The following is a 19,598-nucleotide window of genomic DNA, read 5'->3' as shown; positions in this document are numbered from 1 at the left end:
CGAGATGGCCGCCTCCATCGACGAACTGCTGCACGCGCTCACGCGTGCGGTGAACACCTTGGCGGAGACCGACATTCGGTTCGCGGTGGCGGGCGGCTGCGCCGTTTACGCCCGTGGCGGACCCATTTCCGACCACGACGTCGACCTGTTCATCAAGCCCGAGGACATCGGGCGCGCGCGAACGGCCTTGGTGCGCGCCGGATTACGGCTCTCCGAGCCGCCGGAGGACTGGCTCACCAAGGCCTATGCGGGCGACACCCTGGTCGATCTGATCTTTCGCCCCAACTATCGCGAGGTCACCGACGAACTGCTGGACCGCGCCGAGGTCATGCGCATCGGCCCCACGGTCGCCCCGGTGGTCAGCGCCACCGACCTGATCATCGACAAACTGCTCGTCTTCGACGCGCACCGGCTCGACCTGAGCCCGCTGCTGCGCATCGCCCGCGATCTGCGCGAGCAGGTCGACTGGGCGCAGGTCCGCGAGCAGACCAGCCATTCCCCTTATGCCCGAGCCTTTCTCGGCCTGCTGGCCGATCTGCGTGTGATCGAGGAGCCCACCCGATGAACAACAGCGCCGAATACCTCGTCGCCCGCCTGCGCCGTGTCCTGCACGAGGACGCCCGCACCGCCGAACTCGGGATCGAGGTGGCGGTCGAGGGGCTGGTGGTGTCGCTGGCCGGGCGGGTGACCAGTGACGAGGGCCGCGACCACATCGAAGAGGTGGTGCGCGAGACACTTCCGGGTTTCGCCGTGCACAACGACATCCAAGTGTCGCCGCCGACGCCGCCGCACATTGTCGAGGCGTTGGGCGAATGAGGATCGCGGCGGTCGGGGACGTCCATCTGGGCAGCGACTCCCGCGGCCTGTTCCGCCCGGCCCTGGCCCAGCTGCCCGGCCGCGCCGATGTGCTGTTGCTGGCCGGGGACCTCACCCGCTGCGGCACCGTCGAGGAGGCGCGGGTCGTCGCCGACGAATTCGGTGATCTGGGCATCCCGGTGGTGGCCGTCCTCGGCAATCACGACCATCACGGCGACGCACCCGAGGCCGTGGCCCGAACCCTGTGCGACAGTGGCATTCTCGTCCTGGAAGGGACCACCGTCACCCTCGACGTGAAGGGCGTGTCCCTGGGCATCGCGGGCACCATCGGTTTCGGCGGCGGTTTCGCCGGGCACTCCGGCAGCGCCTTCGGCGAACGCATGATGCGCGACTTCATCGGCCGCACCATGGCGCTGGCGGAGTCGCTGCGCACCGGTCTGGACAGCCTGCACACCGATATCAAGGTCGCCCTGACCCACTACTCCCCCACGCCCGACACCCTGCGTGGCGAGCCGCGCGAGATCTACCCGTTCCTGGGTTCCTATCTGCTGGCCGAGGCAATCGACAGCGCCGACACCGATCTGGCCGTGCACGGTCACGCGCACGCGGGCACCGAGCACGGCGCGACGCCGGGCGGCATTCGCGTCCGCAATGTCGCCCAGCCGGTGATCCGCGCCGCCTACGCCCTCTACCGCATCAATCCACGGCGAGTTCAGAATCCGCGGCGAGTTCCGCGTCCGCTGACCGCGGGTCGGTCCGGTCGTCGCGGGTCGACGGAATCCTGACCAGCGTCAGCGCGCTGGCCGTGGCCGCCGACCCCAAGGCGATGGTCCATCCCACCGGCCCCAGTGGCCGGCAACCGAAGTAGGTGCACAGTCCCGGCGTCATGACCACCGCGCCGAGCACGGTGCCGCTGGCCACGGTGGTGAGCCAGATCAGCGGGCTGGTCCGCGCCGCCAGCAGGGTCTGACCGAGCTGGGTCGAAATGAGCGCGACCAGGCCGATGGTGGCGGCCCGGCGTTGGGTGCCGGTGTAGCGGCCGATGGTCCAGGCCACCGAAGCGGCCGTGCCCGTGGCTATTCCACGTACCGCCAGGGCCCGCGGCAGGTCCGCGCCCAGATTGGCGCGCGGGATCTCGGCGAGCTCCTGGGCCCGGTGCCGCGCCCGGGTCTCCTCGTCGACGTCCGGATCGTCGGCCGGGCCGGACCCGCTGCGCGACAACGCCAATGCCAATGCCGGGAACATGTCCGTGAGCATGTTCACCAGCAGGAATTGACGGGTGCCAATGGGCGCCTGCCCGCTCACCGCGGTGCCGTAGAGAGTGAACCCGACTTCTCCGGCATTGCCGCCGACGAGCACCCCGACGGCGTCGGTGACCCGCCGCCACATGCCCCGACCCTCGGCCAGGGCGTCCAACAATGCCAAGGGCTCGGTGCGGGTGAGGACGAGGTCGGCGGCGTTGCGGGCGGCGACGGAACCCTGTGCCGCCATGCCGATTCCGACGTCGGCGGTGCGAATGGCGGCGGCGTCGTTGGACCCGTCGCCGGTCATGGCGACGGTGTGCCCGCGGCGGCGCAGGGCCGAGACGATGCGCACCTTGTGTTCCGGGTTCACCCGCGCGAACACCGCACTGCGTTCGATGAGTTCGGTCTGGCCGGATTCGTCGAGGCGATCGAGGTCCGCGCCGGTGGTGACACCGTCGGCGGGGATGCCGAGCTGGCGTGCCACGGCCGCGGCGGTGACCGGATGATCCCCGGTGATCATGCGGACCCGAATATCGTTGTCCTGCAAGGCATTGACCAGGGCGACGCTGTGCGGGCGCGGGGTGTCGGCGAGCCCGAGCAGCCCGAGCAGGGTCAGATCCCCGAAGGCCGTCTCGACATCCTCGGGTGCCGTGGAGAATTCGCGACGCGCCACGACCAGCACCCGCAGCCCCTGTTCGGCGAGCTCGAGCACGGCCCGCTTGGCCCGCTCCCGCCCTTGCTGGTCGAGGGGGCTCGTCTCCCCCTCGGACGTCCGAAATCCCGTGCAGTGCGGGAGCACGACCTCAGGCGCGCCCTTGACGACCAACCGCAACCGATGACGTGTCTTGCCCAGGGCGGCCGCGTAGCCGCGATTCGATTCGAACGGCACTTCTTCGATGGGGTCCCAGGGATGGGAGTCGGTGCCGAGAATCTCGTGCGCGGCATCGAGCACCGCGCGATCCGTCGCGTGATGCACCGGCCCGTCGTGCGGATCCGGGCAGGCCCGGGCCGCCGCGCGCAGCAACCGGCGCGCGTCGGCCGAGTCGGCGTCCGCCTCGAACTGCCGGTCCAGGTCCGCGAGCGCGGTGAGCCGTAGCTTGCCGTGGGTCAGGGTACCGGTCTTGTCGAAGCACACGGTGTCCACCCGGCCCAGCGCCTCCACGGTTCGGCTGGCGCGCACCAGGACTCCGTAGCGCGAGAGCCGTCGCGCGGCCGCCAGCTGCGCCACCGTGGCCACCAGCGGCAGCCCCTCGGGCACCGCCGCCACCGCGACCGCGACACCGTCGGCGATGGCCTGGCGCAGCACCCGGCCGCGCAGCCCGCCGAGCAGCGTCACCACCGAGCCCCCGGCGAGGGTGAGCGGCAGCGCGCGATCGGTCAGTTCCCGCAATTGTGCTTGGACACCGGTCTTTTCGGGTGGCCGTGCCCCGGCCGTGGCCCGTCCGGCCTGGGTGTCCGCGCCGGTGGCCACCACGACGGCCAGCCCGTCGCCATTGACCACGGTCGAGCCCTCGAAGACCATGCAGGCCCGATCCCCCAGCACCGCACCGGGTGTGGCGGCGGTCTGCTTGTCGACCGTCACCGATTCGCCGGTCAGCCCGGATTCGTCGACCTCGAGTTCGTCGGCGCGCAGCAGGCGGCCGTCGGCGGGAATCACATCGCCCGCGTGCAGCGCGATGAGATCGCCGACCTCCAACAGGCTTGCCGGGACCACGGTTTCGTCCGGGTCGGGCCGGTCGCGGTCCGCGCGTGCGATCAACCGTCCGATCGTCTGCTCGCGTTCCATCAGGCTGTGCAGCGCGCGTTCGGCCCGCTGCCGTTGCCGCGCGGACACCATGGCGTTCACGGTGAGCACCGACGAGAGCAGCACGGCATCCGACGGTGATCCGAGAATCGCGGTGGCCAGCGCACCGACGCCGAGCAGCGGCGTCAAGGGGTCGGCGAGTTCGCGCCGCATATGCCCGGCGAAGTCCGCGACGGAGGCGAGGGGCTTCAAAAGACCGGTGTGCGAGGGGTTTTCCTCTTCCTCTCGGTCTTCGAGCGCCGGTGGCGCGGGCAGTCGGTCCAGCACCTCGTCACCGCCGAGGGCATGCCAGGGCAGCAGCGGCGCGACCGGCCCGGCCGGAGCGCCCCGCGCTACCCGCCACCCGGTGGCCGCGCCGTTCAGCAGCCCGGCGACATTCGCCGCGAGCAGCGGCGCGGACGGTCCCCCACGCGGCGTCACCGCCAACATCAACCCGCCCAACGCGGTCGCCGACAGCGCCAGCACCCGGGCCCGCTCACTGACCTGCCGCGCCGCCGGGACCACCGCCAGAATCCGTTGCACCTGAGCCAGATCCCGGCACACCGCGTCCGCGCTCCACGGCACCTTCAGTTCCCCGTTCTCCCCGCGGGCCAGCCCGATCGACACATCGGCCCAATCCAACGCCTTGAACGACCGCGCCGCGAGCACCGCGACCACCTGCCCGTCCCGTTGCAGATCGTCGACCAGCTTGCTGGTCGAGACCTCCCCCGGCACGAATTCATCGGCCAGCGACCGCAATTCGCGCAGATCCTGATGCGCGGACAGAATGACCCGCACCCCCGCGGCCCGCGCCGACTCCAACAACGCCTGCGCCCGCCGATCCATCTCCCGCCCGATCAACACCCGCCCGAGCACCCGCTCCCCCACTCGCACTTCCCGCCACACCGGCCTCCGCGTCATCCCCCGATCCGGCGTCCCACTGCCCGGATGCACCAGCCGAGGCGATTCCTCGTCCGAATCCTCCTGCCGCTCAGTGCTTCTGAGTGCGCGCTGCGCGAGCCGCCACAGCTCCGCCGCCGCCCCCTCGTCGGGGTCGGCCTCGAGCACCACGCGCCGATCGGTGAGCAGCGCTTCGCCGTCGATCACCACGGCGCTGAGTCGGTCCAGGCGTCGCCACACGCCAGGGTGCAGGGTGAGCACCCCGGCGCGGGAAAGCGCGGTCGAGACGGTCGCGGCGAAGGCCTCGCGGCTGGCGCGGGCCGCCTTGGGCGCACCCAGTTCCAGGGCGTCGATGGCGTCGGAGAATCGGGTGCCGCCCGCGAAAGCCAGTGTGCCGAGCAGACTTCCGGTGGCGGTCTCGTCGGCGACGCGTTCCACCGGCCCCGCCGGGATCTCGACCGGTCGCTCGCGGCGCGGCAGGGGTTCGCGGACCGGGGATTGCGCCTTTCCGGCGAGCTCGGCCTCCCAGTCGCCCCAGCGCGCGTAGGAACTGCTGGCCTCCACGAACAGGAACCCGCGTTGCGCGGCATCGACGGCCAGTTTGGCCACGCTCTCGGCGGCCGCGCTGCCGATGGCGCTCGCCAGGGTCAGCACCACATCCGTGCGCACCCGTCCGAGCCGCGCCTCGAGCTGTTCGCGCAGCCGCGGCTGATTGTCGGCCAAGAGCGCGACACCGCGCAGCAATCGCGCGGAAGCGTCGAAGGGCAGCAGCGCTCCGCTGGCCGCCAGGCCGATGGCCGCGATATCGGCGGCGAGCTGGATTCCGGCCGCCACCACGGGTTCCCGATCCGCTGGATGTTCGACCGACCGGTCCCATGTCTGCTCGGCGACCTCGGCGTCATCCTCCACCGCCTCGACCGCGTCCAGCAGCTCCGGCAACTCGGACTCGATATCGGACAGACCCGCCACCACGCGCCCGGTCACCGCATTGACGCGCCACCATCGCACCGCGTCGGTGTGCTCGAGCCGCTCCTCCAGCGCCTCGAGCACCCGCCCGGCCTCCGGTGAGGTCAGTCCGCGCACCTCCACCGCGGCGCGATCGGTCCCGACCGCGACCCGCCGCTGCGTGCGCTCGGTCCGCAGGTCCGCCAGCGTGACGAGATCGTCGCGCAGCCGCCGCACCGCCTCGGGCGCGACGGCCTCGAATCCCGCACCGGCGGTCTCGATTCCCGTACTCGCCAGTGAAACACCGGTCTCCAGCACACGAATCGGCAGTGCCAGAGTCGCTTTCGCGAGCGCCAAGCCATTGTTGATCAGGGAGGGGATCATGTTTCGCAGCTACCCGGGATATGCGGACGCAAACCGTGCCCGTGCCCCGACTCGCACCCGAACAGCATCGACCCGCCCCTGAACAGAGCGGTGCCCGGGCACCCTTCGGCGCCCGGGCACGCGATCGCGGGATCAATCCCGGAAAGCGTCCTTGACCTTCTCGCCCGCGTCCTTGACCTGATTCTTGGTCTGGCGGGCCTTGCCGGACGCCTCACGGTCCTCGTTACCGGTGACCTTGCCGAGCTTCTCCTGCGCCTTACCGGCGAGTTCGTCGGCCTTGTTCTTGGCCTTGTCCGTTGCGCTCATGTCGTTTCCTTCCGATCGAGCGGAGCGAGGGGCCGTCGCCTCGACCCCGTCCTTCGCCTACCCGGGTGGGCAACACCGAAACAGACTGACAAAACCGGGGTTTGGCGCATGTTCGACCGACGAGCGGGTAGGCGAGCGATAGGAGCAAGTACAAGGAACAAGGAGAGAGAGTTCCTATGACAACCGCACTACAGCCCCGCGGCGGCGGTGGCGGAGTCGGCAGACCCAATGCCAGCAGCCTGGCCGAGGTCCTCGACACGATCCTGGACAAGGGCCTCGTGATCGACGCGTACGTGCGTGTGTCGCTGGTCGGCATCGAGATCCTGACCATCGACGCGCGCGTGGTCGTGGCCAGCGTCGACACCTACCTGCGTTTCGCCGAGGCGGTCAACCGCCTCGACATCTCGGCGCAGGACCAGAAGCCCGGGTTGCCCGACGTCGTCAAGGATGTCGCCTCCGGCGGCAAGTCCTCGGCGGCCAAGGATGCCATCGAATCGGTCACCAAGCAGCTGTCCGAGGGCGGCCAGGATACCCAGAAGATTCTCGAGCAGGCCGGGCAGCAGATTCTCGGCGCGCTCGGGCAGGGCAAGGGTGAACAGGAGCCCGAGGCCGAAGAAGAGCAGCCGAAGTCGCGGTCCACGTCACGCCGCAGGAGCCAGTCATGACCGAGTCACAGTCGGAAACCGCACGCACACAGGCGAGTTCGAATACCGCGCTGCTGCTGTACGGCATCGTGCCCGCGGACGCCAAGCCCAAGGGCCACGGCGTCGGGCGCGCCCCGGCCCCGGTGCGCACCATCCCGCACGGCCGGATCGCCGCGCTGGTGAGCGAGGTGCCGCTGGACGAGCCGCTGGACCGGGCCGAGGATCTGCAGGGCTTCTCCCGGGTGGTGGACGAGATGGTCAGCGACACAGCGATCATCCCCATCCGCTTCGGTGCGGCGCTCGAGGACGAGGCCGCGGTGGAGTCCGGGCTGCTGGAACCCAATGAGAAGAAGTTCGGTACCGCGCTCGAGGATCTGAAGGGGCTGGCCGAATACCTGGTGATCGGGCAGTACGTCGAGGAGACCGTGCTGCGCGAGATCCTGCAGGAGGATCAGCAGGCCGCCGCGCTGAGCGAAACCCTGCGCAGCGCACCGCCGGAGGCCGGCCGCGACATCAGCCTGGCGCTGGGCGAGACCATCAACGCCGATCTCGAGCAGAAGCGCGAGACCGACACCACGGTGATGGTGAACGCGTTGAGCGAGTTGACCAATGAGCTGGTGCTGCGCCCGCCCACCCACGAGCAGGAGGTCGCCGCCATCGCGGTCCTGCTGCCCCTGGACAAGGAGAAGGATCTGGTGCACATCGCCGATCAGCTGAGCAAGCAGTGGAACAACCGGGTGGTGCTGCGCGTCGTCGGACCGCTCGCGGCCTGGGACTTCATGTCGGTGGAAGCGACGGACAACCAATGATCGGCACCCTGCTGTCCCTCCCGCTGCTGCCGCTCAAAGGCGTTGTGGCCCTGGCCCGGGTGATCGCCGACGAGGCGGACCGACAGCTCTACAGCATGCCGTCGCTGCGGCGGGAACTCGACGATCTGCAACGCCTGCGGGCGGAGGGCCGCCTCGACCCCGAGGAGTACCAGCGGCGGGAACAGCAGGTGCTGAATCGGGCGCTACATCGCGGAGGCGAGTCGCATGGCGGATGAACAACGTTCTCGGGCAAGGAGTTCGGGCTCGAAAGGCTCGGACGCCGCCAAGGAGAACGGCAGACTCTCGGCCGCCGACGCCGCCACCGTGGGTGTGCGGCTCATCGCCCAGCTGACCGGACAGTCCGTGCTCGGCGCGACCGCCTCGCGGCCCGCCGAGCACGGGTGGACCGTCGAGGTCGAGGTGCTGGAAGAGACCCACATCCCCTCCTCTGCCGACGTCTTGGCGCTCTACCGCCTGGATCTGTCGGAGACCGGGGATCTGCTGTCCTACAGTCGGATTCGACGCGGACAGCGCTGCTCGATCGGGGATGATCGGCGATGACGCTGCCGTCGGAGCGGTTCTCCGCGCGCCCGGCCGCGCGCAGCGGATCCGAACCCGCCAATCTCGGCGACATCCTCGAAAGGGTGCTCGACAAGGGCCTGGTCATCGCGGGCGATATTCGGGTGAACCTGCTCGATATCGAGCTGCTCACCATCAAACTGCGGCTGGTCATCGCATCGCTCGAGACCGCGCGCGAGGTGGGAATCGATTGGTGGGAACAGGATCCGTGGCTGCGCGGCGACCGCGCGGTCGGGGGCAAGGACGGACAGCGGAGTCTCGACGGGGGCACCGAGGCCGAACTCTGGTCGGAGAACGAGCGACTGCGTCGACGCCTGGCCGAACTCGAGGCGAAACAACCGGAGGCCGAGGATGACTAGCGAGACCGCGGTCGATGCCGCGGTGGATACCGGGACCGCGCTGTGGATGTACGCCATCCGTGATGGCAACGCACCCGCACCCGAGGTCACCGGCGTGAGCAACGAGCCGGTGCGGTGTGTCTGCGCGGGCGGGCTGGCCGCGGTGGTCGGCTCGGTTCCCCTGCGCCAGTTCAATTCCGCCGCCCTGGAACGCAATCTCAATGATTTCGACTGGCTGGCCGACGCCGCGCGCGCCCACCACGCGGTCATCGGGGCCGCGGCGCAGGAGCGTCCGGTCATTCCCATCCGGCTCGCGGTGCTCTGCCGCGACGAGGGCAGTGTCCGGCGGCTGCTGATCGAGCGCCACCAGGATTTCCGCACGGCCCTGGCACTGGTCGAGGGGCGCGCGGAGTGGGGCGTGCGCGCCTATCTGCGCCCGCCCGGCGACAACGACGACCGGCCGCGCCCCGCCTCCGGTGCCGACTACCTTCGGCAGCGTCGAGATGCCCTGCAGCGCAACCGAACCGACCTCGCGTCCGCCGAGCTCGCCGCTTCGACCATGTTCCGTGCCCTGTGCCGACACGCGGTCGCGGCTCGCTGCCGTCCGTCGACGGACTCCACTCTCACCGGACGGCGCGCCCACCTGGTGCTGAACGCCGCTTATCTGGTCGACATGTCCAAGGCCGCCGATTTCCTCGCGGCGGCACAGGAATTCGACGACCACGAGCTGCTGGTGATCGAACGCTCCGGCCCGTGGCCGCCCTACACCTTCGTCGGCGCGGCAGGTGAGTTGTGACCGCCGCCCACGAGCCCGACCTGCGCGACAATCGCGATGTCGCGCTCATCGACCTGCTCGATCGAGTGCTGGCCGGTGGCGTGGTCATCTCGGGCGACATCACCCTGTCCATCGCCGATGTCGAACTGGTGCGCATCTCCCTGCGCACCCTCATCGCCTCGGCCGCGGCCCTGATCGAACAGTGACCGACTCCGCGCGCATCGAACTGGACCCCGAAGGGGTGGAACGCGGTCTGGCCACCCTGGTGCTCACCATTGTCGAGCTGCTGCGTCAGCTCATGGAGCGGCAGGCCGTGCGGCGCATGGAGGCGGGCGGGCTGACCGACGACCAGATCGACAAGGTGGGAACGACTCTCATGCGTTTGTCCGAAGCCATGGACGAGTTGCGTGAGCACTTCGATCTGGCCCCGGAGGACCTCAATATCGATCTCGGCCCGCTGGGCACCCTGCTCCCTCGCGATCTCTAGATCTCGATGCGCGAACCCATGATCACCGTGCGATCGCGCGGCAGCCGGAAGTGGTCGGTGGCGTCGGCCGAGAGGTAGGTGGTCGCGATGAAAAGGTTTCTGCGCCATCGTGACAGGGCTTTGTCCGGCCCTGGACGCAGCTCCACTTCGGACAGAAAGTACGTGGCGTTGTCCAGGTCGAGCTTGCCCTCGGTCTCCTCCGGATCGAGCAGGGCGAGCGCGGCGGGCACATCGGGCGTATCCAGGTAGCCGACCCGGACGGCGACGTGAATGATCCCGTCGTCGCTGTATCCCAGATGGTCGATGCGGACCCGATCGGATTCCGGAATCCGCGGCACCGATTCGGTTTCCACCGACAGGATCACGATATGCCGATGCCGGACGTGATTGTTCTCGACATTGGACCGCAGCGCCAGCGGCACGGTCTCCTTGCTGCGATTGAGGAAGATGGCGGTGCCGTCCACGATGGCCGGCGTCGAATCGCCTTCTCGCAGTTCGTCGATGAACTCACGCAGTGAGCCCTCCCGGCGTTCCCGCTCGGCATGTACCACCTTGCGCCCGCGCTGCCAGGTGGTCATGATCGTGAACGCGACGATCCCGACCAGCAGCGGCAGCCACGCGCCGTGGGTCAGCTTGGTGAGATTGGCGGCCACGAACGACAGGTCGACCATGAGCAGCGGCACCGTCGCACAGGCGATGAGCCACAGCGGTTTTCGCCATTTCGCGTGCGCCAGATACGCCAGCAGCAGCGTGGTGATGCTGATGGTGCAGGTGACCGCCATGCCGAAGGCGAAGGCCAGCGCGGTCGAGGAGCGGAAGGCGAAGACGAGGGTGAGCACCGAGACCATCAGCAGCCAGTTGATCCACGGCACGTAGATCTGCCCGGCCGTCTCCTCGGAGGTGTGGACGATGCGCAGGCGCGGCAGATAATCGATCCGCGCCGCCTGCTGCGCGACCGAGTACGCGCCGGTGATGACCGCCTGCGAGGCGATCACCGTCGCGACGGTGGCCAAGACCACGATCGGCAGCCGCGCCCAGCTCGGCACCAGCAGGAAAAACGGGCTCGACACGTGCTCCGGGTGGGCGGTCAGCAGCGCGCCCTGCCCGAGATAGCTCAGCACGCACGCCGGGAAGACGAGGAAAAGCCAAGCGCGCGTGATGGATCGGCGGCCGAAGTGTCCGAGATCCGCGTACAGCGCCTCCGCGCCCGTCACCGCCAGCACGACGGCCGCCAACGCGAAGAACGCCACCCCGAGATGTCCGGCCAGAAAGCCGAGCGCGTACGTCGGCGACAGGGCCCGCAGAATCCCGGGATTGCGGGCGATCCCGGCCACCCCGCAGGTGCCGATGGTCAGGAACCACGCGATCATGATCGGCCCGAACAGGCGGCCGACCGTCGCGGTCCCGCGCCGCTGGAACAGGAACAGCGCCACGATGATCACCGCGGTGATCGGCACCACCAGCCGCGACAGCGGCGGCGCGACGATCTGCAATCCCTCGACCGCGGACAGCACCGAAATCGCCGGGGTGATCATGCTGTCGCCGAAAAACAATGCCGCACCGAAGATTCCGAGCCCGGCCAGCGTCAAGGCCAACCGCCGCCGACCCGGCACCGCCCAACGCCGCACCTGCGTGATGAGGGCCATGATCCCGCCCTCGCCGTCATTGTCGGCGCGCATGGCCACCAGCACATAGGTGACCGTCACGATGATCAACACCGACCAGAAGATCAGCGACACCACGCCGAACACGCTCTCGCGGCGCACCGGCACCGGGTGGGGGTCCGAGGGGTCGAAAACCGCCCGCAAGGTATAGATCGGGCTGGTGCCGATGTCCCCGAAGACGACTCCGAGGGCACCGATCACCAGCCCCGGCCGCGCCCTATCGCGGCTGTCGGTCACGGTCTCGGCGAATCAGGCCCACCCGACACGAATTTCGCGCGTGTCGGCGACGACTCCGGATGCTGGCGCGAATCGGCCATCGCCCGGACCACCGCCGCGACGATCACCAGCACGACGCCCACGATGAGCGCCGCCACCCACGCGGGCATTGCCAACGCCAGCAGCAGGATCACGGTCGCGACCAGCGCGCCGCCGCCATAGAGCCCGACGATCCCCGCGGTCACCTTCAACTTGGCCGCCCGACCGAACCGCGGCAGCCGACCGACGGCCTCGCTCAGCGCCAGGCGCACCTGTTCCCGCAGCAGCCCGGCCAGCTGGTCGGTCCCGAGTCCGGGAAACGGCGTCCCACCCGATCCCTGCGTCCCTGGTATTTCCACCATGCTCGTACTTCCCTGTCGACAGCTTGATGCCATCGACATACCCGCTGAGCTCAGTGGAAACCGCTGCGCGCCGCTCCGGATGGCCTCGCCGGGGAGGCCACGGCCCGACCGGCCTACCCGGCGATCGGTCGCGGGTACGGGCTGTGCATCGACAGGAAGCGAATGTCGAGGTCGCGTTCCAGGTAGTCCATGCGGCGTTCCCAGAACTCGCGCATGTGGGGAAGTTCGAGGTGGCGGTCCAGGTCGGCCTTGGAACGCCAGACCTCGTAGAAGACGAAGGTCGAGGGGTCGGCGGCGTCCTCGTGGAAGTGGTATTCGAGGGCGCCGGGCTCGTCCCGGGTGGGAGCGACGAAGGACAGCAGCAGCTCCTTCAGTTCTTCGGCGCGTTCGGGTTTGGGGTGGGCGAGGCCCATGAGAGCGAAGGGCGTCCGATCGAGAGGTACGAAATCTGTCATACCTCGGGACCGTAGCGACCACTGAGGTACGATGCAAGTCGTACCTAGGAGGTGTGGACGTGGCCGACGACGAGCCGGACGTGGATCGACTGGAGCTCGGGGCGGTACTGGCGGCCCTGGCCGACCAGCACCGCCTGGCGGTGGTGCTGGCCCTGCTGGCCGATGCCGAAGGGGCCGAACGACTCTGCAGCTCCTTCGGCCTGCCGGTGTCGAAAGCCACGCGGACACACCACTTTCGCGTGCTCCGCCAGGCCGGGCTGATCCGTCAGGTCAATCGCGGCAACAGCAATATGGCGCAGCTGCGCCGCGCCGACCTGGCACAGCGCTTCCCCGGCCTGATCGAATTGCTCACCGCCGAGAACGAACGCCGAGGCAACTGATCGGCGATCGTTACTGGCACTCGATCAGCAATTCGACGGTGCCGGATCTCCACGGAAGCGCGATTCGACATAGCTCCAGGCATCCGCGAATCCCGCGACGGCGGCGGTCATGTGCTCGGCGATGTCGTACGGCCGGAAGACCAGGGGCACACCGGCCTTGCAATACCGGTCCGCGACCTCGGCGACCGGGGCGAACGCCGTGAGGGTGTCGTAGCGACCCTGCCAGAAGTAGGTCGGCACGGTCGGAATGCCACCGAAGTCGCGCAGGCTGTTCTCGTGCAGGACCGCGCGGGCCTCCGGGCTGTCCATGAGGCTCTTGGACGCCGCCATCTGGTCCGCGCTGCGGAACGCGCCGTGGAAGAGCAGGAAGCGGCGGCAGGCGTCGTGGGTGAATTCGCGGAACCAGAGGCCGTTTTCATTGAGCTGGTCCGAGATCGGCAACCGATCCGGATACTCCCGTTCCAGGCCCATGGCCGCGGCGAAGGCCAGCCCGAAACCCGGATGCGGATCGAAGCCCAGCGCCAGGGCCATCTGCTCCAGATCCGCCGGAATCCCGCCCGCCACGACCGCGTCCAGCTTCAGGTCCGGGGCGTACTGCGGCTGCAACGCCGCCGCCCACGCGGTCGCCATGCCGCCACCGGAGTAACCGGCCAGTGCCACAGGCGATTTCGTCAGGCCCAGCTCGGTGGCCTTGCGCACGGCCTTCACGCTGTCGAGGGTCACCATCCCGCTCAGCTTCGCGGCACCGTACGCGACATTCGGGCCCAGGTAGTCGGGCAGCGAGATCGCCCAGCCGCGCCCGATCGGCAGCATCGCGCCCGCGCCGTCCTGCAGCTCGCCATTGAACAGCGAGCGCGACGGATTGCATTGCGCGCCCAGCGAATTGATCAATGCCTGATAGGACACCAGCGGCGGATTGGACACCCCCTTCGGGAGCAACACCGTCGTCATCCCGAGGATCGGCTGCCCCGCGGAGTTCGTGCTGCGGAATGCGACCTGCCAGCCGTCGGTGCTCACATACAGTCCGGTATCGATCCGGCGGGTCCGCACTACATCCCCCGGAGCCAGGCTCCCGAGGTCGGCGGGCGGACTGTAGAAGGGATCGGGATCCTGTGTCGGATAAAGGGGTTGAGCCGACACCGGAGCACACACCAGCCCCGCCGTCACCACACTCAACGCCAGCACGACCGCCCTGACGGACACCTTGAACAACGCCATTCCTCACCCTCGGCCCGACCCCAGCAAATCACTCGCGAATCGCGTGGTGACGCTACAGCGAACCCAATCCACCCGTCCAGATAACAGGACAAATCAGGCACAAACTGTCATCGAGCCGTGGGCACAACAAGATCAGGGAGCTCGTGCCGCGGGGAATCGGGCGGATTCCCGCGGGGAGAGCTACCTGATCTTGATCGCTCCTGTGGGGGGGGGATCAGCCCGGGATCTGTGCGCCGATCGCGCTGCCGATGCCCGCGCCGACCGACGCGCCGATGGCGACACCGGCCGCGCCGCCGAGGCCCGCGCCGATGACGACCGACAGCGGGCAGACCGGTGCGGCGACCGTGCAGCCGATGGCTCCGCCGATCAGGACGCCGACCGCACCACCGGCGACGCCGCCGAGCACAGAGCCGACCTGTTCGCCTGCCAGAGCCTGGGTTTGGCCCGCGGCGACCGGGACCACCACGGCGGCGGGGGCGACGGGGGCGGCCACGGGTGCCGGGGCGGGGTCGGGAGTGGTTGCGGCGGACGCCAAGCCGGTGCCCGCGCCGGTCAAGGCGGCGGCGATGACGGCCGTGGCGGCTACTTTACGGAACATGGGTAACTCCTGAATCTCTTGGGAATGGGTGTTTCTCGGGGAGATCGTCAGCACTTCGACTTGTAGAAGTACTGCTCGTTGGTCGCCATGGTCTCCTGGGTGATGGCGATCATGTTGGTCTGAATATTGCGGGTGACGGGCTTGCCCTCGAGGGCGGCCGCCGCCTGGTCGACACCCTGTTTGCCGATGTCACCAGGGTTTTGGGCGATGAGCGCCTGAACCGTGCCGTCCTTGAGGTCCTGCACCTGCTTGGGGCTGGCGTCGAAGCCGACGACCTTGACCTGACCGAGCTTGCCCGCATTGCGCAGGCCGGTGGCCGCGCCCTCGGCGGAGCTGAGGTTGGTGGCGAAGATGCCCGCCAGGTCGGGGTGGGCGGCCAGGGTGGCGGTCACGATCGACGCCGCCTGCGCCGCCTCGTTGTTGTTGTATTGCACGCCAAGCGAAGTCATGCCCGGATGGCTGGCCTTCAGCTCGTCCTCGAAGCCCTGGGCGCGCTGATCGGTGGTGGAAGTACCGGCCTTGGTATTGATCACCAGCACGGAGCCCTTGTCCCCCACCAGTTTCGCCAGGGTCTGCGCCGCCAGCTGACCGCCCTTGACATTGTCGGAAGCGATCGACGACAGCGCGATCGAGGTGTCCTGCAGGGCGGTGTCCACCTCGATGACCTTGATCCCCGCGTCCTTGGCCTGCTTGATCGGGCTGGCCATGGCCTGGGCGTGGGTGGGTGCGATGAGGATCGCGCCGGGCTTGTTCGCGATCACGCCGGTCACGATCGGGGTCTGCAGCGACGCGTCGAACTGCGACGGGGCCTGGGTGTCGAGGGTGTAGCCGAGCTGCTTGGCCTCGTCTTGCGCGCCGCACTGCATCGAGATGTAGAACGGCTCGTTCGCGACACCGGGGATGAGCACCAGCTTCTTGGCGTCGGTGCTTCCCGAATTACTCACCGAGCCACCGCATCCCGCCACTAGCCCGGCCACCGCCACCGTCACGGCGGCCAGTACGGCCGCCCGTCCGCTCCTCATCATCTTCGCCCTCGCCTTCGAACTGTGTTCTGTTATTTCCGGTCTCGGGACCGCCTGCGGATCTGGTCGAACCACACGGCCGCCACGAGCACGACGCTCACCGCGATGGGCTGCCAGAACACCGGCACCCCCACGATGACGAAGCCCTTGCGCAATACCGACGGGATGAACACCCCGATCACGGTGCCCAACACCGACCCCACCCCGCCGAACAGGCTGGTCCCGCCGATCACCACGCCCGCGATGGCGTCGAGATTGTCGGTGCCGTGCCCGGCGATGGTGGTGGTGCCGAAGTAGGCGAGATTCATGAAACCGGCCAGGCCCGAGAGCATTCCGGCCATGAGGTAAACCAGCACCAGATGCCGGGTGACGCCGATGCCGGCGCGGCGGGCGGCCTCGGCATTGGAGCCGATCGCGTAGGTATAGCGGCCGAAGCGGGTGGTGTGCAGCAGCCAGGCGCCGACGAGGGTGACGACCGCGGCGACCAGCACCAGATCGGGGATGCCGCCGAGCACGGTGCCGAAACCGAGTGAGTTGCGCAGCTTTTCGGGCACCGTGCGGGTATCGACACCGCCGGTGATGAGCTGCGCGGACCCCAAGGCCGCACCGAACGAACCCAGGGTGACGATCAGCGGCGGAATCTTGGCCTTGGCCACCAGAAATCCGTTCACCAGACCCCAGACCGCGCCGCCCGCAAGCGATATCAGCAGGCCCAGCAGGATGAGTCCCCATCCGGCGTGAGTGGCGTCCTCCCCCGGACTCAGCCATTCCATGGTCTTGGAGGCGAGCACGCCGGAGAAGATGAGCACCATGCCGACCGACAGATCGATTCCGGCGGTGACGATGACGAAGGTCATGCCGATCGACAGCACCAGCAGCACCGAGGTCTCGATCAGCAGGGTCTGGAAGGTAAACCGCGTCGGAAAGGCATCCGGCCGCGCGACGCTGAAGGCCAGATAGAGCACGACCAGCACGACGCCGATCCAGAACGTGCCGGTCCCGGCCACCCGCCGAAAAACCCGCGCCACCGCCGCTCCGCCCACTGTCGCTGGCCGCCCACCTGCGCTCTGCCCGTCCCCGTCTTTCGGATCTGCACTCTTCGCGGTCGTGTCGCGGCTGCCCACGTTTCGCGCGCCCACGTTTTGCGGTTCTGCGCTGTCCGCGGCGCTGCCGCCCACGGCCCGCGGGTCCGCGTCCTGTGCGCCCGCGTCGTGGCCGTTCGCCTTCTCCCCGTTCACGAGTCGTCCTCCGTGGTCAGCGCCCCCGTCATCGCACCCACCAGCTGTTCCAGGGTCGCGTCGGCGGCGGTGAAGCGCGCCACCCGCCGTCCCAGGCGCAGCACTTCGATGCGGTCGGCGACCGCCAGCACCTCCGGCATGTTGTGGCTGATCAACACGACCGCGATGCCCTGATCCCGCACGCGGCGAATGACATCCAGCACGCGCTCGCGCTGCACCACGCCGAGGGCCGCGGTGGGCTCGTCCATGAACACGACCTTGCTGGCCCACATGACCGCGCGGGCCACCGCCACCGCTTGGCGCTGGCCACCCGAGAGCGAGCCGATCGGCACGTCATCGCGCGGCAGCACGACACCCAGTCGTCGAAAATGCTCGGCGGCTTGGGTTCTCATGGACTTGCGGTCGAGCATGCCCAGCACGCCGGGCAATCCCTTGCGGAACACCTCGCGCCCGAGGAACAGATTCGCGGCGGGATCGAGGTCGGGGGCGACCGCCAAGTCCTGATAGACCGTCTCCACCCCGAGCCGTCGCGCCGCGACCGGTGAGGCCATGCGAACCGGCTTACCGTCCGACAGGATTCGCCCGCCATCGGGCTGCTCGGCCCCCGAAAGGCATTTGACCAGCGTGGATTTCCCCGCGCCATTATCACCGATGAGCGCCACCACCTCGCCGGGCCCGACCTGAAAGCTGGCCCCGCGCAACGCCTCCACCCCGCCGTAGCGCTTCTGAAGCCCCTCGGCTTCCAAAACCACGGCAGGCATCGGCGATCACCCCGGCGACATCGACTGAGCGGACGTCCGGTCCGCTCACCGAGCCTACGTTCGATCTCCCGGTGTCGTGGGCGATATGGCAAACACGGCTATCGTGAGGCCGTGACCCGTCTGCGAATTCGTGTGCTGAACGTGTTGTCGGCCGTCGCGGTGTGCGCCATGGCGGTCGGCTGTACCGAGAGTCCACATACCGTGCCCGCGACCACCGGGCCGCAGTCGCCGGTCGGGTCATTGGATACTTTGGGGATCACGTCCGAGGCGCCTACGACCGCCGCAGCGACCCCGTCGCAAACCACGGTCGCGCCGCAATCACCCAGCGCACAGCCCGCTTTCACCGAGGACGACGCGCGCTACACGGTCCGCCGCTACCTCTCCCGCTGGACCGGCCAGCCGCTGCAACCCGATGACACCGAGGGCCGGTATCCACTGGTGTGCGCGAACTCCGTGCTCGCGAACAACCCCGGAAAACTGACCGGCACAGTGTCGTTCGCCAATGATCGGATGACCGCGCGGCGCACCGGCGACAACGGCGCGGAAGTGACCGTCCCGGTGACGAATTCCGCCACCGTCACCCAGGTGGTCACCTTCACCCTGCGTACGGCCGCCCAGGGTTACTGCATCGAGGACATCATCAACTGACTGCCCGGCTGACCCGAGCGGCCGAGGAATTCCTGCGCCAATTCCCGATACTGCTCGGCGCCACGCGATTTCGGATCCCATTTGGTGAGCGGTTCCCCGGCGATGGTGGAATCCGGGAAACGCACGGTCCGCGAGATCACCGTCTTGTAGAGCAGATCACCGAACGACTCGGCCACCCGATCGCGCACCTGACGCGAATGCAGCAGCCGCGGGTCGTACATGGTGACCACGATGCCGGACAGTTCGAGCCCCGGATTCAGCCGCTCCCGAACCTTGTCCATGGTGTCGTTGAGCAGCGCCAGCCCACGCAGCGAGAAGAATTCGCATTCCATCGGAACGATGACGCCGTCCGCGCAGGCGAGCGCGTTCACGGTGAGCAGGCTCAGCGATGGCTGGCAGTCGATGAGGATGTAGTCGTAGCGGTCCCGGATCGGATCCAGCACCCGGCGCAGGGAGTGCTCGCGGCCGACCTCGTTGACGAGCTGGATCTCCGCCGCCGAGAGATCGATATTGCTGGGCAGCAGATGCAGATTGTCGACGCTGGTCTTCATGAGCACGTCGTCGATCGACGGCGCGTTGCGGGTCACAAGGTTGTACACCGTCAATTCGAGATCGTGGTGCGCGACGCCCAGCGCCGCCGACAACGCGCCCTGCGGATCCAGATCCACCAGCAGCACCCGCAGCCCGCACTCGGCAAGCGCGGCACCCAGATTGACCGTCGACGTGGTCTTCCCGACACCGCCCTTCTGATTGCAGAGCGCAATCACCTGGGCCTCGCGTGCGGCCGCCCCGGTCTTCGGAGTAGTGATGGCGTCCTCAGCAGGAATGTTTGCCGACATTTCGCCAGCGTAGCCTGTCGTGTGGATTATCAGGGGGACCCCCGGCTGAGTCGTTTCTCACGCCGGGGATCACACCGGATTACCAGGGCTTTTCGACCATAGCGGCCCGAACACACCTGTCGGACAAAGGACCGGCCGACGGTTAACC

At 68.6% G+C, this 19,598-nt stretch carries 24 protein-coding genes; 13 read left to right on the top strand and 11 right to left on the bottom strand.

Going from position 1 to position 19,598, the window contains the following annotated elements; all coding sequences use genetic code 11:
• Positions 1 to 4 precede the first annotated feature (4 nt).
• From VMT65_RS30850 to VMT65_RS30840, 3 genes are read left to right on the top strand one after another with little or no spacing between them, the layout of a single operon-like run.
• On the top strand, positions 5 to 565 hold the full coding sequence (locus VMT65_RS30850; protein ID WP_326312038.1) for a nucleotidyltransferase family protein: 561 nt from the start codon (positions 5 to 7) through the stop codon (positions 563 to 565).
• Positions 562 to 816, top strand: coding sequence for a BON domain-containing protein (locus VMT65_RS30845; RefSeq protein WP_326312037.1), 255 nt, complete (start codon positions 562 to 564; stop codon positions 814 to 816). Before VMT65_RS30850 ends, VMT65_RS30845 begins: the two co-directional genes overlap by 4 nt.
• Complete coding sequence (locus VMT65_RS30840) at positions 813 to 1,601, top strand: metallophosphoesterase family protein (protein ID WP_326312036.1); 789 nt, start codon at positions 813 to 815, stop codon at positions 1,599 to 1,601. The genes VMT65_RS30845 and VMT65_RS30840 overlap by 4 nt, the downstream gene beginning before the upstream one ends.
• On the opposite strand, the gene VMT65_RS30835 is transcribed toward VMT65_RS30840, so the two are convergent.
• Both VMT65_RS30835 and VMT65_RS30830 read right to left on the bottom strand, forming a co-directional pair.
• The gene (locus VMT65_RS30835) at positions 1,513 to 6,072 is read right to left on the bottom strand and encodes a cation-translocating P-type ATPase (RefSeq protein ID WP_326312035.1); all 4,560 of its coding nucleotides are present in this window, start codon (positions 6,070 to 6,072) and stop codon (positions 1,513 to 1,515) included. The genes VMT65_RS30840 and VMT65_RS30835 overlap by 89 nt on opposite strands.
• A 132-nt stretch (positions 6,073 to 6,204) precedes the next feature.
• Complete coding sequence (locus VMT65_RS30830) at positions 6,205 to 6,378, bottom strand: CsbD family protein (RefSeq protein ID WP_326312034.1); 174 nt, start codon at positions 6,376 to 6,378, stop codon at positions 6,205 to 6,207.
• A gap of 176 nt (positions 6,379 to 6,554) precedes the next feature.
• Between VMT65_RS30830 and gvpJ the strand changes: the two genes are divergently transcribed.
• The 8 genes from gvpJ to VMT65_RS30790 are packed head-to-tail and all read left to right on the top strand — an operon-like array spanning position 6,555 to position 10,010.
• Positions 6,555 to 7,043 (top strand): gas vesicle protein GvpJ, encoded by a 489-nt coding sequence (gene gvpJ, locus VMT65_RS30825; protein ID WP_326312033.1) that lies wholly within the window; start codon positions 6,555 to 6,557, stop codon positions 7,041 to 7,043.
• The gene (locus tag VMT65_RS30820; protein ID WP_326312032.1) at positions 7,040 to 7,831 is read left to right on the top strand and encodes a GvpL/GvpF family gas vesicle protein; all 792 of its coding nucleotides are present in this window, start codon (positions 7,040 to 7,042) and stop codon (positions 7,829 to 7,831) included. The genes gvpJ and VMT65_RS30820 overlap by 4 nt, the downstream gene beginning before the upstream one ends.
• Positions 7,828 to 8,067: a gas vesicle protein GvpG gene (locus VMT65_RS30815; RefSeq protein ID WP_326312031.1), complete on the top strand. Its 240-nt coding sequence runs from the start codon at positions 7,828 to 7,830 to the stop codon at positions 8,065 to 8,067. The genes VMT65_RS30820 and VMT65_RS30815 overlap by 4 nt, the downstream gene beginning before the upstream one ends.
• Complete coding sequence (gvpO, locus tag VMT65_RS30810) at positions 8,057 to 8,392, top strand: gas vesicle protein GvpO (RefSeq protein ID WP_326312030.1); 336 nt, start codon at positions 8,057 to 8,059, stop codon at positions 8,390 to 8,392. The genes VMT65_RS30815 and gvpO overlap by 11 nt, the downstream gene beginning before the upstream one ends.
• On the top strand, positions 8,389 to 8,769 hold the full coding sequence (locus VMT65_RS30805) for a gas vesicle protein (RefSeq protein ID WP_326312029.1): 381 nt from the start codon (positions 8,389 to 8,391) through the stop codon (positions 8,767 to 8,769). Before gvpO ends, VMT65_RS30805 begins: the two co-directional genes overlap by 4 nt.
• A complete protein-coding gene (locus VMT65_RS30800; RefSeq protein WP_326312028.1) occupies positions 8,762 to 9,544 on the top strand; it encodes a GvpL/GvpF family gas vesicle protein in 783 nt (260 codons plus the stop codon). The genes VMT65_RS30805 and VMT65_RS30800 overlap by 8 nt, the downstream gene beginning before the upstream one ends.
• Positions 9,541 to 9,729, top strand: coding sequence for a gas vesicle protein (locus VMT65_RS30795; protein WP_326312027.1), 189 nt, complete (start codon positions 9,541 to 9,543; stop codon positions 9,727 to 9,729). The genes VMT65_RS30800 and VMT65_RS30795 overlap by 4 nt, the downstream gene beginning before the upstream one ends.
• Positions 9,726 to 10,010: a gas vesicle protein K gene (locus VMT65_RS30790; RefSeq protein ID WP_326312026.1), complete on the top strand. Its 285-nt coding sequence runs from the start codon at positions 9,726 to 9,728 to the stop codon at positions 10,008 to 10,010. Before VMT65_RS30795 ends, VMT65_RS30790 begins: the two co-directional genes overlap by 4 nt.
• On the opposite strand, the gene VMT65_RS30785 is transcribed toward VMT65_RS30790, so the two are convergent.
• The 3 genes from VMT65_RS30785 to VMT65_RS30775 form a co-directional block, all read right to left on the bottom strand.
• Complete coding sequence (locus VMT65_RS30785; protein WP_326312025.1) at positions 10,007 to 11,911, bottom strand: potassium transporter Kup; 1,905 nt, start codon at positions 11,909 to 11,911, stop codon at positions 10,007 to 10,009. The genes VMT65_RS30790 and VMT65_RS30785 overlap by 4 nt on opposite strands.
• Complete coding sequence (locus VMT65_RS30780; RefSeq protein WP_326312024.1) at positions 11,908 to 12,291, bottom strand: phage holin family protein; 384 nt, start codon at positions 12,289 to 12,291, stop codon at positions 11,908 to 11,910. The genes VMT65_RS30785 and VMT65_RS30780 overlap by 4 nt, the downstream gene beginning before the upstream one ends.
• Before the next feature lie 113 nt (positions 12,292 to 12,404).
• Positions 12,405 to 12,746, bottom strand: a complete 342-nt coding sequence (locus VMT65_RS30775) for a putative quinol monooxygenase (RefSeq protein ID WP_326312023.1) — start codon at positions 12,744 to 12,746, stop codon at positions 12,405 to 12,407.
• Between the two features lie 59 nt (positions 12,747 to 12,805).
• Between VMT65_RS30775 and VMT65_RS30770 the strand changes: the two genes are divergently transcribed.
• Entirely contained in the window at positions 12,806 to 13,126 is a 321-nt protein-coding gene (locus tag VMT65_RS30770; protein WP_326312022.1) for an ArsR/SmtB family transcription factor, read from the top strand.
• Positions 13,127 to 13,150: 24 nt separating this feature from the next.
• On the opposite strand, the gene VMT65_RS30765 is transcribed toward VMT65_RS30770, so the two are convergent.
• The 5 genes from VMT65_RS30765 to VMT65_RS30745 all read right to left on the bottom strand — a co-directional run bounded on the left by VMT65_RS30765 (position 13,151) and on the right by VMT65_RS30745 (position 17,963).
• Entirely contained in the window at positions 13,151 to 14,344 is a 1,194-nt protein-coding gene (locus VMT65_RS30765; RefSeq protein ID WP_326312021.1) for a lipase family protein, read from the bottom strand.
• A gap of 214 nt (positions 14,345 to 14,558) precedes the next feature.
• Entirely contained in the window at positions 14,559 to 14,942 is a 384-nt protein-coding gene (locus VMT65_RS30760; RefSeq protein WP_326312020.1) for a hypothetical protein, read from the bottom strand.
• A gap of 47 nt (positions 14,943 to 14,989) precedes the next feature.
• The gene (locus tag VMT65_RS30755) at positions 14,990 to 15,886 is read right to left on the bottom strand and encodes an ABC transporter substrate-binding protein (protein WP_326312019.1); all 897 of its coding nucleotides are present in this window, start codon (positions 15,884 to 15,886) and stop codon (positions 14,990 to 14,992) included.
• A gap of 110 nt (positions 15,887 to 15,996) precedes the next feature.
• On the bottom strand, positions 15,997 to 17,202 hold the full coding sequence (locus VMT65_RS30750; RefSeq protein ID WP_326312018.1) for an ABC transporter permease: 1,206 nt from the start codon (positions 17,200 to 17,202) through the stop codon (positions 15,997 to 15,999).
• Complete coding sequence (locus VMT65_RS30745) at positions 17,199 to 17,963, bottom strand: ATP-binding cassette domain-containing protein (RefSeq protein WP_326312017.1); 765 nt, start codon at positions 17,961 to 17,963, stop codon at positions 17,199 to 17,201. The genes VMT65_RS30750 and VMT65_RS30745 overlap by 4 nt, the downstream gene beginning before the upstream one ends.
• 111 nt (positions 17,964 to 18,074) lie before the next feature.
• Between VMT65_RS30745 and VMT65_RS30740 the strand changes: the two genes are divergently transcribed.
• Entirely contained in the window at positions 18,075 to 18,611 is a 537-nt protein-coding gene (locus VMT65_RS30740) for a hypothetical protein (RefSeq protein ID WP_326312016.1), read from the top strand.
• Here the strand turns inward: VMT65_RS30740 and VMT65_RS30735 are convergent.
• A complete protein-coding gene (locus VMT65_RS30735) occupies positions 18,584 to 19,450 on the bottom strand; it encodes a ParA family protein (protein ID WP_326312015.1) in 867 nt (288 codons plus the stop codon). The two genes, VMT65_RS30740 and VMT65_RS30735, sit on opposite strands and share 28 nt — an antisense overlap.
• Between the last annotated feature and the right edge of the window lie 148 nt (positions 19,451 to 19,598).

Origin of the sequence: Nocardia sp. CDC153, from assembly GCF_035818515.1 — a bacterium.
Classification (GTDB): domain Bacteria; phylum Actinomycetota; class Actinomycetes; order Mycobacteriales; family Mycobacteriaceae; genus Nocardia.
Note: the sequence above shows the minus strand (reverse complement) of the source record. Positions and strands in the feature narration are given on the sequence as shown.

Bases quoted from the DNA above. Each gene is read 5' to 3' on its own strand.
- VMT65_RS30850 (WP_326312038.1), top strand. From the start codon at position 5: ATGGCCGCCTCCATCGACGAACTGCTGCACGCGCTCACGCGTGCGGTG.
- VMT65_RS30845 (WP_326312037.1), top strand. From the start codon at position 562: ATGAACAACAGCGCCGAATACCTCGTCGCCCGCCTGCGCCGTGTCCTG.
- VMT65_RS30840 (WP_326312036.1), top strand. From the start codon at position 813: ATGAGGATCGCGGCGGTCGGGGACGTCCATCTGGGCAGCGACTCCCGC.
- VMT65_RS30835 (WP_326312035.1), bottom strand. From the start codon at position 6,072: ATGATCCCCTCCCTGATCAACAATGGCTTGGCGCTCGCGAAAGCGACT.
- VMT65_RS30830 (WP_326312034.1), bottom strand. From the start codon at position 6,378: ATGAGCGCAACGGACAAGGCCAAGAACAAGGCCGACGAACTCGCCGGT.
- gvpJ (WP_326312033.1), top strand. From the start codon at position 6,555: ATGACAACCGCACTACAGCCCCGCGGCGGCGGTGGCGGAGTCGGCAGA.
- VMT65_RS30820 (WP_326312032.1), top strand. From the start codon at position 7,040: ATGACCGAGTCACAGTCGGAAACCGCACGCACACAGGCGAGTTCGAAT.
- VMT65_RS30815 (WP_326312031.1), top strand. From the start codon at position 7,828: ATGATCGGCACCCTGCTGTCCCTCCCGCTGCTGCCGCTCAAAGGCGTT.
- gvpO (WP_326312030.1), top strand. From the start codon at position 8,057: ATGGCGGATGAACAACGTTCTCGGGCAAGGAGTTCGGGCTCGAAAGGC.
- VMT65_RS30805 (WP_326312029.1), top strand. From the start codon at position 8,389: ATGACGCTGCCGTCGGAGCGGTTCTCCGCGCGCCCGGCCGCGCGCAGC.
- VMT65_RS30800 (WP_326312028.1), top strand. From the start codon at position 8,762: ATGACTAGCGAGACCGCGGTCGATGCCGCGGTGGATACCGGGACCGCG.
- VMT65_RS30780 (WP_326312024.1), bottom strand. From the start codon at position 12,291: ATGGTGGAAATACCAGGGACGCAGGGATCGGGTGGGACGCCGTTTCCC.
- VMT65_RS30775 (WP_326312023.1), bottom strand. From the start codon at position 12,746: ATGACAGATTTCGTACCTCTCGATCGGACGCCCTTCGCTCTCATGGGC.
- VMT65_RS30765 (WP_326312021.1), bottom strand. From the start codon at position 14,344: ATGGCGTTGTTCAAGGTGTCCGTCAGGGCGGTCGTGCTGGCGTTGAGT.
- VMT65_RS30760 (WP_326312020.1), bottom strand. From the start codon at position 14,942: ATGTTCCGTAAAGTAGCCGCCACGGCCGTCATCGCCGCCGCCTTGACC.
- VMT65_RS30745 (WP_326312017.1), bottom strand. From the start codon at position 17,963: ATGCCTGCCGTGGTTTTGGAAGCCGAGGGGCTTCAGAAGCGCTACGGC.
- VMT65_RS30735 (WP_326312015.1), bottom strand. From the start codon at position 19,450: ATGTCGGCAAACATTCCTGCTGAGGACGCCATCACTACTCCGAAGACC.